Below are 16,463 nucleotides of genomic sequence, written 5' to 3' on the forward strand. Positions count from 1 at the left end.
TTTCTTTTTAATTAAACATGTTCAATTGATACAACAAATTCGCCCATTAAATCTTCATTAGCAGAAAACAATTTATATTTGAAAGTCTTGATTTGATCTTGAATATCAATTCCCAATAGTTCTGTAATTAAGCTAAATTCTTGACCATTAACTTGAATATATGAATTGCTGTAACGTTCATCTTTTTTAATAATTAAAGTAGTTGGCCCCGCAAAAATATTAACTTGTTTTTCATTAATTTCAACACGATTGGCTTGATTAGTTTTAGGTTCTTTAAAGTGATAAGTATGGTAATTTAGATCATTCTCATCATCATAGAAAATTTCATATTCGGCATCGGTTTCAAATTCAACATTGATAGGTTCATCATTTTGAATGGCTTGTGATTTAAATTTTATTTTCATAAGTTCAATCTTTCTTTTACTATGTCTGCACCAAAAAGGTAAATCGCTTTTGCTAATTCAGGTCCATGTTCAACAAAGGTTGTTGCTAATCTAATTGGCATAAATAAATTTTTACCTTTTTTGCCTGTCAATAAGGCTGTTTTGTTTATTGTTTCTTGTATATTTTCAACTTTAAATTCAACGTTTTCTAGTTCTTGAGCAAAAATTTTAACTACTTCTAATTGTTCAGCATTTAATTCAGGTTTAGTTTGCAAAGGATTTTGATAGGTATTTAAATTAGCAAGAAGTTGTGAAGTGGTATACACGTTTTCTTTAAAAGTATTAATGAAAAGATGCATTCATTCAGAATTTTCTAAGTTTAAAAGTTCAATAAGTTCATCACTACTTTTAGCTTTTAAATATTGTTTTGAAAATCATTGCATTTTTTGAATATCAAATTTTGATGGACTTTTACTAAATCTTTGTGGATCAAAAGCAGCAATTAATTCTTCATGATTTAAAACTTCTCTAGCTTGCGAATCAGTTCATCCTAATAAAGTTAAAAAGTTGAAAATACCTTCTGGAGCATAACCTTCATTACGATAATCTTCAATAAATTGTTTTAAAGATGTGTCACGTTTTGAAAGTTTTTTCCCTTCCATGTTAGTGATAATAGTTAAATGTCCGTATTCTGGATGTTCTCAACCTAATGCGTTATAAATAGCTAACTGTTTTGGAGTATTTGTAATGTGTTCTTCACCTCTTAAAACGTGTGAAATTTGCATATCATAATCATCTACAACAACTGCAAAATTATATGTTGGATAACCATCACTTTTTTGAATAACTCAATCACCAATATCATCGCTTTTGAAACTAATTTCTCCACGAACAATATCATTTCAAGTATATGTAACATCTTTAGGCATAATAAAACGAATTGAATATTCACCAGCAAGATCTCTACGTTGTTTTTCTTCTTGACTAATTTTTAATCAATTGCGATCATATCTAAATGATGGAATACCTTTAGCGTCACTTTCAGCTTTTTGAGCTTCAAGTTCTTGAGCATTATCATAAGCTTTATACGCAAAGCCCTTATTTACAAGGTCTTTGGCAATAGCAGCGTAGCGTTCTAATTTTTCACTTTGACGATACTTACCATATTTTTCATTAGGTTTGAGTGGGCTTTCATCTGGAATAATTCCCAATCAAGCTAAATTATCTAATTGACTTTTTTCTCCACCGACAACTTCTCTTTTAACATCAGTATCTTCTAGACGAAAAATGAAATCACCTTGAAAGTGCTTGGCAAATAAGTAGCAAAAAAGTGCTGTTCTTGCACCACCAATGTGTAAATATCCTGTTGGACTTGGTGCATAACGAGTTCTAATCTTTTTCATTGTAAACCTCAATCTATTAAACTAAATATAAGTACTAATATTTTAATACTAAATTATAAATATAATACTTAGTTATATTAAAAAGTTTGACTACTAATATGTTAAAATTTAGAGTATAAATTTACTCTTAAAAAAGAAGGAGTCAAAATGCAATATCTTAGTGATTTAGATGATAAAGAAAAAGAACAAATGGAAAATCAAAATTCTAATGTTGAAACAGAAACAGAGGACGAATACGCACCAGATGAAGAACTTTTTAGAGCTTTTAAACCAGCACAAACAAAAGTTGAAGAAGATGATGAAGAAGATGAAAATATTCCTCAAAATAAACCTGAATATGTTGTTCAATCACAAATTTTAAATGAACCAACAAAGGGAATTGATATTCGTGCTATTCAAAAAGAAATGAAAACTTCTTTTCTTGAATACTCAATGAGTGTTATTGTTTCACGTGCTTTGCCAGATGCAAGAGACGGATTAAAACCAGTACATAGAAGAATTCTTTATGATATGAGTGAATTAAATATTACTCATAATTCACAACATAGAAAAAGCGCAAGAATCGTTGGAGATGTTTTAGGAAAATATCATCCACATGGTGATTCTTCTGTTTATGAAGCTATGGTTAGAATGGCGCAAGATTTTTCTATGCGTTATCCACTTGTTGATGGACATGGAAACTTTGGTTCTATCGATGGCGATGAACCTGCTGCGATGCGTTATACTGAAGCAAGAATGTCAAAGTTAGCGGGAGAAATGCTAGAAGGTATCAAAAAAGATACAGTTGATTTTGTTGATAATTATGATGCTAGTGAAGTTGAACCTTCAGTTTTACCAGCACGTTTTCCAAATTTACTTGTTTCAGGTGGTTCAGGAATTGCTGTTGGTATGGCAACATCTATTCCACCTCACAATTTAGGAGAAACAATTGATGCAACAATTGCTCTAGCAAGAAATCCAGAAATAAGTATTGAAGATTTAATGAAATATTTACCAGGGCCTGATTTTCCAACTGGTGCAACAATTTTAGGTACTACTGGTATTAAAAGCGCTTATGAAACAGGAAAAGGCTCAATTACAGTTAGATCTGTTGCAAGAGTTGAAGAATTCGCAAATGGTAAAAGTAAAATTATTGTTACCGAGATTCCTTATGAAGTTAAAAAGACAGCAATTGTTGAAAAAATCGCCGAATTAGTAAAAAACAAAGTCATTGAAGGTATTGCCGATTTAAGAGATGAATCATCAAGAGAAGGTATAAGAATTGTAATTGATGTTAAGAAAAATCACAATCCACATGTACTTTTAAACAAACTTTATCGTCAAACTAATTTACAAACAAATTACAATGCTAATTTAGTTGCTTTAGTTAATGGTGAACCAAAATTATTAAATCTAAAACAAGCCTTAGAAGTTTACTTAAATCACTATGAAACAGTAGAAACAAGAAGATTGCAATTTGATTTGAATAAAGCTTTAGAAAGATTACACATCCTTGAGGGGTTAAAAATAGCAGTTGAAAATATTGATGAAGTAATTGCTATTATTAAAAAATCCAAAACTGATGCTGAAGCTCAAAGCAATCTTTCAAAAAGATTTGCCCTAAGTGAAAAACAAACAAAAGCAATTGTTGACATGCGTCTAGGGCGTTTGACCGGTTTAGCAATTGAAAACATGAATGCTGAAATTGCCGAATTAAACATTGAAATAGCACAAATTCAAAAATTATTAAGTGATAGAAGTGAATTATTAGAGTTAATTATTCAACAACTTCTACAAACTAAAGAAAAATACTCAGATAAGAGAAGAAGTATTATTAACATGAGTGCACAAGGCACTATAAGTGACGAAGATTTAATTCCACGAAAAGATATTGTTATTACAACATCAACAAAAGGCTTTGTAAAAAGAATGGATCTTGAAGAATATAAAACTCAAAAAAGAGGTGGTGTAGGTTCAAGTACCATGAAAACTTATGAAGATGATGATATTGCATCAATAGTTAATACTAATACTCATATTGACTTATTGTTATTTTCAAATTTAGCAAAAGTTTATAGAATAAGAGCCCATGAGATTCCTGATTTATCTCGTCAATCTAAAGGCGTGGCTTTTGTAAATATTGTTCCATCTTTAAATGTTAAAGATGGTGAAAAAATTATTTCAATTTTACCTGTAGATAAGTATGAAGAGGAAAAATACTTATTTACCGCAACAAAAAATGGAATTATTAAAAAAACTAGACTTTCAGAATATGAAAGAATTAATGCTAATGGTAAATTAGCATTTAATCTTCATGAAGGTGATGAATTAATTAGAGCTTCTATTTTAAGTGATAATGAACTAGTTCTTCTAGCTAATAATGAAGAAAGAGTTATAAAATTTGAATCATCAGATTTTAGACCAATTAGCAGAACAGCAACGGGGGTTAAGGGAATAAGTCTTGACAATAAACAGAGTGTTGTATCAGCTTCTTCATCAGCAGAAGGTGAATTTATCTTAACAGTTGGTTCTCAGGGTTATGGTAAAGTCACACATGAATCACTTTTTAGATTAGTTAAACGTGGTGGGAAAGGTGTTAAAGGAATTAATTCTAACTTAGCAGGTAATCTTGTTTTTGCAAGATTTGTAAATTTACAAGATGAATTATTAATTATTACAAACAGCGGTTTAACTATTAGATCAAGTATTTTAGACTTAAGTGTCTCAGGAAGAAGTGCTAAAGGTGTTAAATTAATTGACTTGAAAAAAAATGATTATATACAAGCTATAGAAATAATTAAAATTGATGAAAATACTGACCCTGAAGCATATGCACAAGCACAACAACGTTTTAACGAAATAAAAGAAAAATTGAGTCTTGAAAGTGAATAAAAATGACAAAAATTAAACTATTTCAAATTGATAATTTTTTCGTTTTTAAAAAAATTAAGAGCAAAAAAGATTTAAACTTCTCTTTAAATATTTTTGCTCAAGCATTAATGAAATATTTTAACTTTGAAAAAAATCAAAATCTTCTTATTTCATATCAAGGCAACATAATTCAGCAAAATTTATTCAATAATTTTGTTGAATTTTTTACAAATTTTTCAAACGTCTACATATTTAACAAAAATGTTTCAATTCCTTTAAATTTAGATGAATATGTTTTAAATAACATGAATTTTGATTATTTAATTAAGGGCTCATGACACCGCAATACACAAAGTTTAAAAATCAAAATTTATTCTTTTAAACATCAAATAGATTTTTCCAATTTAAACAAAGTTTTAAACTACTATAACAAAGCTTCATACATATTAAACAAGACAAATAGGGAAAATTTAAAATTTTTAAACTTAAACAACATAATTAAAGATTATGCAAAAAATGGCAGTGGTTCAACATCTTTTGAAAATTTAAAAGAAAGATATAAAGCAATAACTTTTTTAAGTTTAGAAAATTATGTTTTAAAAAACATTGTTAAAGAAATTTTTAAATATTATAAAAATAATTATCATTTTACTTTGTATACCTTTAAAACTTTTGTTTATAAAAAAATATTCAATTTTTTAAGTAAGAAAAATCAACATAGACATCATAAAATAAGTTTCAAATTAGATTCAAATGATCATCTTAATGTATGATTTGAAATAAACAAAAAATTTATCAAATTCAGTTCAACTGATTTAGTTTTACTTTATCTTAATTTCTTTTTTGAAGAAGTAAAAAGAAATGGAATAAGTTTTGACAGTAAATTTGTTTTAATTTCACACGAATCAGACTATAAATTAGTTGAATTATTAAAAATGTATAAAATAAAATATTTTTATTATTCAACACAAAATCTAGATAAATTAAAAGATCCTAATTGTTGATTTGCTTTTGTAAACAACAAATTTTTAGCAAATCCATCTTATGCAAAGACTTTTGATAATTTTCACTTCATTTTGTGCTTAATGTGAATGATGAACACATATAGTAACAGAAATAATCTATTAAATTTCAAATTAAAACAATTAGAAGAATTATTTGGAGTTTCCGAACACAAAATTACTTATCAAAAGATTAATCAAAACTTACTTCCTTTTTTGATAAAAAGTGCAAAATTAATGATTAATAAAAAATCAAAACTTAATATTTTTGACAAAATTAATATTTTTGATGCTTTTGAAGAAGACAATTTAATATTGTTTAAATTTTTAAGTGATAGTAAAAATTCTCTTACTTTGTCTTATAACTATATGACAAACAAATTAAAAATTGATTCACAAATATGCGAACAGTATGACTATGAATCAAAAAATACTTTTCTAAACAAAATCAAAATAAAAATTTTTACTTTTATACTTATAAAAAAGGCGAAAAAGTTAGAAAAAATTGCAAAAAAAGAAATTAAAAAATAAGTTTTTCTATTTTTATATTAAATATATAATATGTATTGCATATTACAGCAGACATTCATAAATGAAAAAAATGTAATTTCCTTTGATTTGAAAGTAGGCTTGCTGCTAAAACCGAAATCATTAAAATTATATTTCTCATTTAGAGAATGCCCCTTTTTATGTTTTATGCAGAAAGAGGAAATCATGAGATACAACGGTCCAGTGTTTAAAAAAGCACGTCGTTACGGTTTTTCAATTTTAGAAACTGGTAAAGAATTTGCTAAAGGTAAACAAAGAAGATATGCACCAGGTCAACACGGAAACAAACGTGTTAAACTATCTGATTATGGTCTTCACCTTTATGAAAAACAAAAAGTTAAATTTGTTTATGGCATTAGCGAAAAACAAATGAAAAAATACTATGCACGTGCAATTAAAATTAAAGGTATTGCTGGTACAAACTTATTACAATTATTAGAAAGTCGTTTAGACAATTTAGTTTATCGTGCTGGTTTAGCTTCAACACGTCGTCAAGCAAGACAATTAGTTGCTCACGGTCATTTTGAAGTAAATGGTAAAAAAGCAGATATTCCTTCAATGCACATTGATTTAGGAAGTGAAATTACTTTAAAAGTTAAATCACAAAAAAATTCAGAAGTTACTAAAGCATTGGAATCAAGAACTACAGCTGCTTGATTGACTTTAAACAAAGAAAAATTCAGCTTCAAATTTGATAGATTACCTGAAAGAAACGAACTTCACGCTGAAATTAAAGAAAACTACATCATCGAGTTCTACTCAAAATAGTAGTATTAATTAGGAGAATAATATGAAAAAAGATCTTCACCCAGAATATCACATAGTTGAAGTTGCTTGCCAAACATGTGGTAAAAAATTTTCATTTAAATCAACTAAAAAACAATTTTCAGTAGATGTTTGTTCAGGATGTCACGTTGTTTATACAGGTGACAAAACAAAAACTAAAGCAACAGGAATGATTGACAAATTCAACCAACGTTTTGCTAAATCACAACAAAAACAAAAAGAAGCTAAATAATTTTTTAAAAAAGCAAATTTCAAGTTTGCTTTTTTAATTATTTGACTTAAATATAGGTAATTTATTTTAAAAAATCAAAGCTTTTATATAATTTTATTTATTAACTAAAACAAGGAAAAAAATGTCACAAACTATAAAAACTAAATCAAGAAGAACACTAAGAATAGAAATTATTAATGCTCTATATTCAGCTGAAGTAATGAATGAAAAATTCCAAGTGAATCAATTTTTCGAAGCGGATTGAAATTTATCAAATGAACAATTTGAAGCATTAGAAAAAATTTCAAAAAACTATGATTATTACAAAAAATTAATTGAGAAATTTATTGCTCATGGATGAACTTGAGAAAGACTTTCACCGTTACATAGAGCTATTTTTCTCAATGCAACTAATGAATTTTTTGCAAAATTGTTACCAAAAATAGTAATAAATGAAGCTATTGAAATTTGCAAATTATTTTTTGATGACTCTTCTTACAAAATGGTTAATGGAATTTTACAAAACATTTATAGTCACTTAGTTGTTACTGAAATGCTTTCTAGACAAGTAGAAAAACATGAGAAATAAAAAAATCACAGTCAATTTAATTAAGAAAAGCAAAGTCAATTTAAAAGACCAAAAGTTCTTAAAAAACTATAAAAAAGTGTGAAAAATTAAAAAAATGTTTTTTAATTTAGAAAAAATAATCCTGATTCTTAAATGAGAATTTGACGCTGTAAAATTAAATGAGTTAAATTATAAAATTGCACAAAACATAAAATTTTCACAGGAAGAATTTCGACAATTAATTCTTGATGTTTTTATCGATAAATCTGAAAAAGAATTTATTAACCATTTTCTTTATTTTTACTTATTTGCAATACAAAAATATTTTTTTAGAAAAAAGAAAAAAATAGAATTTCTTATTGAAAATGTTTATGAAACAAAGAACTTATATCAATTAGATGCTGAAAAAAGAAGTTACTATTATAAATTTTTAAAAAGTTTTGAAAATTATGATAATTATAATTCTCGTCTTAGAAAACTTTTTACTAAATTACCTTTTTTACTAACTAAAGCATAAAAAAACAAGACTTGCTTATTTAATAGAGACGTCTTGTTTTTTTATTTGAATTGTGTTTCATAAAGGTTTCAATAATATCCTTTAAGTGCCATTAATTCTTGGTGATCGCCCTTTTCAATAATTTGACCATTTTCGATAACTAAGATTAAATTGGCATTTTTTATTGTACTTAGACGGTGAGCAATAACAATGGAAGTTTTACCTTTCATAATCTTTTCTTGTAAAGCATTTTGAATAATTTTTTCAGTATTTGAATCCACATTACTTGTTGCTTCATCAAGAATAAGAATTTTTTTATTACCTAAAATGGCACGAACGATAGCAAGAAGTTGTCTTTCACCTTGAGAAAGGCTAAGACCGTTATTTTCAATCATAGTATCATATCCATTTTTCATTTTTTGGATAAAATCATCTGCTGATAACATTTTAGCAACTTCCCTAACCTCTTCTAAAGTTGCATCAGGTTTTGCAATTTTAAGATTATTAAGAACAGTGTCATTGAACATAAATGAATCTTGTAAAACAACGGCCATAACATCACGTAAATCGTGTTTATCAATTTTGTTTAATTCAATTCCATCTAAAGTAATAGAGCCTCTTTGATAGTAATAGAATTTACTTAATAGATTAATAATGGTTGTTTTTCCTGCTCCTGTTGGTCCAACAATAGCAATTGTTTGACCACCTTTTGCATAAAACGATGCATCACGTAATTGATATGAAGCTAAATCAGGATTATACTTAAATCAAACTTTATCGAAACGTATCATACCCTCTACATCTTTTGGTAATTTGACAGTATCAACTGGATCAGTTGGTGGGTTTAATTCCAACAATCTGAATACACGTGTTGAAGAAGCAAAGCCTAATTGTAAGTTTAAAACCAACGTAATTAAAGCTTGAAAATTACCAGTAAAAGTGAAAATAGAGGTAATTAATGCGACTGTAAAACCGGTATCAGCTTGATTGTATAAAATTCCATATGTAGAAATATTATTATTTTTAAAAATCAAAGCTAAAACAATTGCAACAATTACTATAGTATTAGAAACAAAAATAAATCATGGTTCAAAAATTCTTTGATAAAAATCACCAATAAATGCATGTTTATAGATTCTTTGGGCAATTTCATTAAAACCTTTTTGTGCTTTTTCCTGAGCATCAAATGTTTGAGTAATTTTGGTGTTTCTTAACATTTCTTCAACATAACCATTTAAATCACCAAATGCATTTTGAGTTTGAATCATAGCAGGGCGAACTTTTCTAAGTCATCAAAGAGTGATAGACATAAACAATAAAGTTAAAACTACTATAATGATTGCTAAAACAGAACTAATAAAAATCATTGAAATTACACCAAAAAGCAATGTAAAAATATTTGTAAAAAGCGAACTTAATAATTTAGTAACCCCGTTAGAAACATTATTCACATCATTAACTAAAGTAGAAATTAAGTCACCTGTCATTTCACGATCATAAAAAGCAGTTGGCATTAAAATCAATTTATTCATAGCCATACCTCTTATTTTTGTTGCTGATTTTAGAGAGATATGAACAAAAATTCTATTTTGTAAATAACCAAAAACCGAATAAAGAATGAATAATAAACTCATGATTACCGTTAGAGTTACAAAATATTGAGTGTTAAATTGGTTTTCTTCTTTAATACTTGGTTCAAAAATTTGAGTAATTACTATTCCGGTAAAGAAAGAAGCAACAACTATTGAAATAGAACTAAGAATTGCAAAAGTAATTCCTAAAACAACCATTCATTTTTCTCTTTTTTCAAGAAAAGAGAAAAAGTTTTTTAAAATGCTAAAAGTTGTAATTTTTTTATTTTTTGTCATTTTTCTCCTTTCTTTTATTGATCCAGCTGATTACTATGAATTGATTGGTAGAGATCACATGTTGCAAGTAACTCATTATGTGTTCCTTGTGCTAAAATTCTTCCATTTTGCATCACTAAAATATTATTACTGTGTCTAAGTGGACCAATTTTTTGAGAAATTAAAATAGTTGAACAGTGGTAGTTATTTCTTACATTATCGATAACTTTCTTTGTGGTAATGTTGTCTAAAGCTGAAGTAGAATCATCTAAAATTAAAATTTTAGGATTTCTTAATAAGGCACGGGCAATTGAAATTCTTTGTTTTTGTCCACCTGATAAATTTCTTCCGCCTTGCACAACAGGGTGATCTAAACCTTGTTCAAAATTAGTTACAAAACTTAAAGCACATGCATTTTCTAAAGCTTTGTAAAGTTCTTTATCCGTTGCATCGGGTTTTGCTCATAATAAATTTGAACGAATTGTTCCTGTGTAAAGTAAGGCATCTTGATAAACAATTCCTACAGTATCATGAATGCTTTTTGTTTGTAGTTTATTTAATTCATTTTTACCAATTGTAATAGATCCATCTTTATAAAGATAATTATTCATAATTAAATTAACTAAAGTACTTTTTCCAGAACCTGTTGGACCAATAATTCCAAGACTTTCTTTAAATTTTAAATTGAAATTAATATTTGTCAATGTATTGTTTGGAGCTGTTTCATAGTATTTAAAGTTTAAATTACTTACTTTTAAATCATAGTTATTATCAACAACTAAACCTTCATTTCTAATTACATTTTCAACAACTGTTTCAAAAATTTCATTAATTCTTCCCGCTGAAACTTTTGCTCTAAACATTGACATTAAAAACATAACGGTCATCATTATTCCGAAACTAATGTTATATAAATAGTCTATAAAAATATTTAAATTAATAAGAGTTTGATCCGTAGCCGCTTGATTTATAGTCTTATTAGCAACAATTCCATAAATAACAATAATAAGCATATTAATTAATGTGAAGAAAACAGGTTGTAAGGTTGCAAAAAGTAGCTCAATTTTGTAAGAAATTTTGTATCAATTACTATTATGACGAGTAAATGACTCAATTTTCTTTTGTTCTAAGTTGTATGTTTTAATAACTCTTATTCCATTAATATTTTCCTCAATATCTTTAGTTAATATTTCTACAGACTTTTGAACTTTTTTTAGTTTTGGATTAGTAATAAATCCAACAATAATAACTAAAAAGAGCAAAATAGGAATAATGGTAACAACACCAACTGCCATTGGTACATCAACAAGAAAGGCCAAGATACTACTTCCCACTGCCATGAAAATACCTTTAATTAAAACAGTTGATCCATTTACTAAAAATTCTCAAAAAACCGCGACATCATTTGATAAACGAGTAATAATTGATTCACTTTTTAAGTCAGCAATGTTTTTAAGTGATAATTTTTGAACTTTTTCAAATAATTTAATTCTTAAAAATTTGCTAGTGTTTTCTGAAGCGTAAATAATTATCATTGTTGCCAAAAAGGTTATTAATATGTTTAATATGGTAATTGCAACAACAGCAATAATTAGATAATTTTGCACAATGTGCGGTGCAGCAGCAGGAAATAAAATTCTTCCATTTAACAATTCAATTTGAATTGGAGTTGTTTTATCTTCAATAAAAATTAATTTAATAAACTGTGAAATTAAATTTGGAAAAAAGATTGTCATTGCAACAGTTAATAAAATTAAAAATGCACCTAAAACAAAAAGAACTTTTAATTTTCTAGGTATCATTTTCATAATTTTTCACATATTACCTCCTTTTATATTAATTAACAAAAGCGACAAAGAGCCGCTTTTATTTATTTTTTAAAAATTTTATTTCCTAATTTAATATATTCATCAACTAATTCTTCGAAATAACTAAAACCAATTTGGTAGAATTCATCACTTTTTAAATCTACACCAACGTTTTTTAGAATTTCAAGAGGATAATCTGAACCACCTTTGCTTAAGAAATTACTAATGTAGTATTGTAAATATTCTTTACCTTCTTTTTTGTATTTAGAGAAGAAATAATTTGAAACCAATTGACCTATAGCATACTTATAAACGTAGAAACCGTAATAAAAATGAGGAACATTTACACAATCAATTAAGAAATTAGATTCATATTTAAGTTTTTTATTTGTATATTTTTTTAAATTTTCAAAATAAAGCTTTGAAATAGAATCATATGATTCATTTACAGTATATTTATCGATAGCGTTATATAAGTTATATTCATAGTTTGCTCAAATAATTTGTCTTTGCACAACACCAATGAATCCATCAATCATTTTTTCGACTAATTGAAATTTAAATTTATCGTTTTTATTAGTTTTTAAAAGATGATCATATAACATTTCCTCATTGAAAATTGAAGCTATTTCTGCTAAGAAAATAGGATATTGACTATCATAAAAATTATTATTTTTATCTGCAAAATAAGAATGAAGAGAATGGCCTAATTCATGAGCCAAAGTTTCAACTGATTCAAATTGACCGTCAAAATTCATTAAGATATATTTTTTATCAATGCCATAAGTTTCACCAATTGAATATGCTCCTGACACTTTATTTTCAATAGTCATATAGTCTACTCAATTTTCCTTAAGAGCCTTGTTTACAGTCTCATAGTATTCATTACCAAATGGTTTTAATGAATCTAAAACAATTTGTTGCATTTCTTCTATGGTGTATTCAGTTTTTACTTTGACTAAATCTCTAGAACTATCATATCTTGGATGATATTTTTCTTTAAATTTAAGTTCATAGAATTTTTTAAAGGCATTTCTGTATTTTGCAATAGTTTTATTTAATGATTGAACTTTAGAAAATAAAATTTGTAACAACTCATCATCAACTTTATCTTTTGAAGTTAGCATATTTACGGCTGAAGTATAATTTCTAACTTTTGCTTCAACATTTAATGTTTTAAATTGTTGGAAAAGTAAATTAGCTAAGGATTCTTTATGTTTTACAATTGATTTATTTCATTGTAAAACAGTGTTTTTACGTAAAATTTTATCATCACTCTTTAAATATTTTCTTCTAGTTACAGGATTTAATTTATGTTTTTTACCCTTGCCATCTAAAACAAAACCATAATCAATTTCACTGTCTGTTAAAAGAGTAAACACACCCTCGTAATTAGGATTAGCTTTAGAAGTTTTTGTTAAGTATTCTTCGATGTTATCGTCTAATTTATGGTCATATTCGTCAATTAACTCCTCTAATAATTTACGATAAGGTTTTAATTCATCACTATCAAGTCATGATTTAACTTTGTCGATATTTTTAAAAAATCTAACAGTTTCTGAACCAAAATTTTTATTAAAATCATCAACAAGTTGATTTACTTTATTTTCTAGTTCTTTGTATTGTGGATTATTTAATTCTCTATTTGTATAGTTATTAATGTAGTTAGATATTTTATTGCTAATGATTCCTGTTCTAATTCCTAATTCAAATGATTCAGCATAATTTTTAAGATTGTTATATTTACTATCTTTGTTTTTCAAAGTTAGTTCTAAGTGTCTTTTAAATTCTTCTACTCAATAATCAAATTTTTTACCTTGTAAAATATCTTCTAAGTCAAATTTATATTGTTTTTCAACATCACTAACATTTTTATATTGTTTCATTTTTAGATCCCTTCTTTTTAAGTTCATATTATCTAATTTTAATATAAAAGCTATTTATACTCTAAATACTCCCTAACATTATTCAAAAAATAAAAAAATGTGAAAATTTTCACAAATTTCTTTATAAAAAGCAGACATTTTTTTATATATGTAAATAATATTAATTAAAATTTGGTTACTTAATAATAAGTAAAATATTTAATTAGTATAGAAATATATATTAAGCAAATTATTAAGTTATTCTTAAAAATTTAGAAAGGTTCAAATGAAGAAGATTAAAAAGTCTATTATTGCCTTAAGTGGTTTAGCAGTTCTTTCTGCACCATTTATTGCAGCAAGTTGTAATACTGGAGGAGATAAAGAAAAACCAACACCTACACCGGATCCTAAACCAACACCAACACCAGATCCTAAACCAACACCAACACCAGATCCAACACCAGATCCAACACCAGATCCAGGTTATTCAGAATACGCTAACAATGCCTTTGCTTCTAGAGCTTTAGCTTTTGAAGAAAAGGCTGATGATGAAGTTAAAGTTGGTGTTTCATTCTCAAAAAGTGGAGATCAATACAAAACTTTAGATACTGCTATTAATGCTTTCAATAAACAAGCAGAAGATTATAAAGCAAAATTAGAAACATTAAAAACAAAAGAAACTTTAACAGAAGAAGAAACAGCTGAAAAAGCAAAAATTGAAGCCTTCTTAAAAGACTACAAAAAAGTTGTTTTAAAAGGTGCTGGTTCAGGTGGTTACAATGCTGCTGCTGAACAAATTCAACAATTTATTCAAGGTAAAAACACTCAAGATATGTACAACCTAGTGTTTAACTACCCAACAGTTGCTGCTGTTTTAGCAGAAAATGGAATGTTATTAAACTTTAATGATGAAGATCCTAATTTAGCAACAACTTTAGATAGCTTCAGTGATTCATTTAAGTTAGACAATAACTTAACATCTAACATTATTAACAAAGGTACATGAGTTATTCCTGCTTTCAAAAGTACAATTGTAACAGCAGTAAATTCACCATTACTTTCATACATTTTAGAAACAATGGAAACAAATGGTGCAACTATTAACTTGTCAAAATACAGTGAAATTAAAACTGCTGGAGCAAATGACAAAAGTGAAATTGTTAAAAAATGAGGTGAAGCAAAAGATTCTGAAACCATTAAAGGCATATTAGGCGAAAATTATGTAGTTAATGATGATACTTTTGATACCGCAACTAAACTTATTGAATTTGCCGAAAAAGCACAAGGATTATTTAAAAATGCAACAAGAAATTCAGGACTTCACATCTTAGGTATTGATGATATTCAAGGTTTTATTGGTACTGTAATTTACTCAGCAATTAATGCCGATCCTTCAGAAATGTTTACCGTAAGTAAAGTTGTTACTAAAAAAGAAGGATTTACTACTCGTGAAGCTGATTATAAACCTGCAATTTCAACTGACTCACCAGTGTCAAGAAAATTAGAACAATTATTTAATTTACTTAAAAGAGCAATGGCGAATGGTTCAATCGTACTTCAAGGAGATGGAGTTTATACTTCAACTGAGGGAAGAAACCACAAATATGCTTTAGGTATTGGTTCAACAGCTGGTTACAGACATAACTATGTAGATGATAAAGATCTTAGCAAAAATGATATTTTAGTTTTAACAAAAGATTCAAAAACTACTGAATACTCAAAAGCATCAGGTGATTTTACTGAAGTATGACAAGGAAATGATCACAAAATTTCAATTAGAATCGGTAATCACGTAAATGCAATTTGAGATTCAAAAGAAGAAATTGAAAAAGCTAAAGATACAACCTATAGCTACTACATTAAAGATGAAGAAAATAAAGCAAAATTTACTGCTGCAATTAGTACTCTAGATAAAACAGAAAACAAAGAAACTCCAAGATATATCTTTATTATTCCAGTAGGCGATAAATATAAATCTGAATATGGTGCAAAATTAACTGCTTTAACTGAATACGCAACTCAAAATCCTACTAAACTTAAAGATGCAGGTATTGCTGTTAAAGGTGACAAAGAATATCAAATTTTCATTCAACAAATGACAGGCGATACATCTTACAATCTTATAAAAGCAACCAGCACAAGTACTCTTCAATTAAACGAATTATTTGCTTTTGGTGCTCCTTCAAAATTTGAAGAAAGTGATCAAAAACACGTTGTTTATCTTCAAGGACCATCATTAATTGGTATTAGAACAAATGAAGGTCGTGATAAAGCAACCAAATTATTTGTTAAATACTTATTAAACGATGCTCATAAATTAGCTAGTGGTGGTTCTTACATTTATCCAGATCAAACTCTTGCAACATTCGATGATTCAGGTGTAACAAACAAATTCCTTAAAGTTGCATATACAAACTTCAAAAAAGTTCTTAATGATTCAGATAATTATGAAACATATTCAGAAATTCCTGACACTAGATCAGATAGATTTAGAAAAGCATTAGGTGAAGCTTGAAGAGGTCTTTATACATTAGTTGCTAACTCAGCAAATGGATCAATTGAGGGTGATTACCGTAAAATTATCATTACAGATAAATTACTATCAAACGAAGCAACCTTATTCCAAGATAATTAATAAATTGAAAAAATAATAAACACGATAATACTTTGTATTATCGCGTTTATTATCTTTATAG

At 27.1% G+C, this 16,463-nt stretch carries 12 protein-coding genes; 7 read left to right on the forward strand and 5 right to left on the reverse strand.

From position 1 onward, the window contains the following. Positions 1-11: 11 nt before the first annotated feature. Both EXC37_RS00995 and gltX read right to left on the reverse strand, forming a co-directional pair. Positions 12-404, reverse strand: a complete 393-nt coding sequence (locus tag EXC37_RS00995; protein WP_029892100.1) for a hypothetical protein — start codon at positions 402-404, stop codon at positions 12-14. Next, entirely contained in the window at positions 395-1,786 is a 1,392-nt protein-coding gene (gene gltX, locus EXC37_RS01000; protein WP_029892099.1) for a glutamate--tRNA ligase, read from the reverse strand. The genes EXC37_RS00995 and gltX overlap by 10 nt, the downstream gene beginning before the upstream one ends. A gap of 147 nt (positions 1,787-1,933) precedes the next feature. Here gltX and gyrA point away from each other — a divergent pair, with 147 nt between their 5' ends. The 6 genes from gyrA (at position 1,934) to EXC37_RS01030 (ending at position 8,268) form a co-directional block, all read left to right on the forward strand. Then, positions 1,934-4,657 (forward strand): DNA gyrase subunit A, encoded by a 2,724-nt coding sequence (gene gyrA / locus EXC37_RS01005; protein ID WP_029892098.1) that lies wholly within the window; start codon positions 1,934-1,936, stop codon positions 4,655-4,657. A gap of 2 nt (positions 4,658-4,659) precedes the next feature. Beyond that, complete coding sequence (locus EXC37_RS01010; protein ID WP_029892097.1) at positions 4,660-6,168, forward strand: MAG5620 family putative phospho-sugar mutase; 1,509 nt, start codon at positions 4,660-4,662, stop codon at positions 6,166-6,168. A gap of 183 nt (positions 6,169-6,351) precedes the next feature. Continuing rightward, complete coding sequence (gene rpsD / locus EXC37_RS01015; protein WP_006608613.1) at positions 6,352-6,954, forward strand: 30S ribosomal protein S4; 603 nt, start codon at positions 6,352-6,354, stop codon at positions 6,952-6,954. A gap of 22 nt (positions 6,955-6,976) precedes the next feature. Continuing rightward, positions 6,977-7,204, forward strand: a complete 228-nt coding sequence (gene rpmE / locus EXC37_RS01020; protein WP_029892096.1) for a 50S ribosomal protein L31 — start codon at positions 6,977-6,979, stop codon at positions 7,202-7,204. A gap of 121 nt (positions 7,205-7,325) precedes the next feature. Continuing rightward, on the forward strand, positions 7,326-7,772 hold the full coding sequence (locus EXC37_RS01025; RefSeq protein ID WP_006608611.1) for a transcription antitermination protein NusB: 447 nt from the start codon (positions 7,326-7,328) through the stop codon (positions 7,770-7,772). Continuing rightward, a complete protein-coding gene (locus EXC37_RS01030; protein WP_029892095.1) occupies positions 7,762-8,268 on the forward strand; it encodes a hypothetical protein in 507 nt (168 codons plus the stop codon). Before EXC37_RS01025 ends, EXC37_RS01030 begins: the two co-directional genes overlap by 11 nt. A 41-nt stretch (positions 8,269-8,309) precedes the next feature. On the opposite strand, the gene EXC37_RS01035 is transcribed toward EXC37_RS01030, so the two are convergent. The 3 genes from EXC37_RS01035 to pepF are packed head-to-tail and all read right to left on the reverse strand — an operon-like array spanning position 8,310 to position 13,788. Beyond that, positions 8,310-10,115: an ABC transporter ATP-binding protein gene (locus tag EXC37_RS01035; RefSeq protein ID WP_029892094.1), complete on the reverse strand. Its 1,806-nt coding sequence runs from the start codon at positions 10,113-10,115 to the stop codon at positions 8,310-8,312. Between the two features lie 14 nt (positions 10,116-10,129). Beyond that, positions 10,130-11,914 carry an ABC transporter ATP-binding protein gene (locus EXC37_RS01040; protein ID WP_029892093.1) on the reverse strand — a complete coding sequence of 595 codons (1,785 nt, stop codon included), beginning with the start codon at positions 11,912-11,914 and terminating at the stop codon, positions 10,130-10,132. 50 nt (positions 11,915-11,964) lie between these two features. Continuing rightward, positions 11,965-13,788, reverse strand: a complete 1,824-nt coding sequence (gene pepF / locus EXC37_RS01045) for an oligoendopeptidase F (protein WP_029892092.1) — start codon at positions 13,786-13,788, stop codon at positions 11,965-11,967. A 265-nt stretch (positions 13,789-14,053) separates the two neighbouring features. Between pepF and EXC37_RS01050 the strand changes: the two genes are divergently transcribed. Continuing rightward, entirely contained in the window at positions 14,054-16,402 is a 2,349-nt protein-coding gene (locus EXC37_RS01050; protein ID WP_029892091.1) for a P68 family surface lipoprotein, read from the forward strand. Positions 16,403-16,463: the final 61 nt, after the last annotated feature.

The sequence above is a fragment of the Mycoplasmopsis columbina genome, assembly GCF_900660685.1.
GTDB lineage: Bacteria > Bacillota_I > Bacilli_A > Mycoplasmatales > Metamycoplasmataceae > Mycoplasmopsis > Mycoplasmopsis columbina.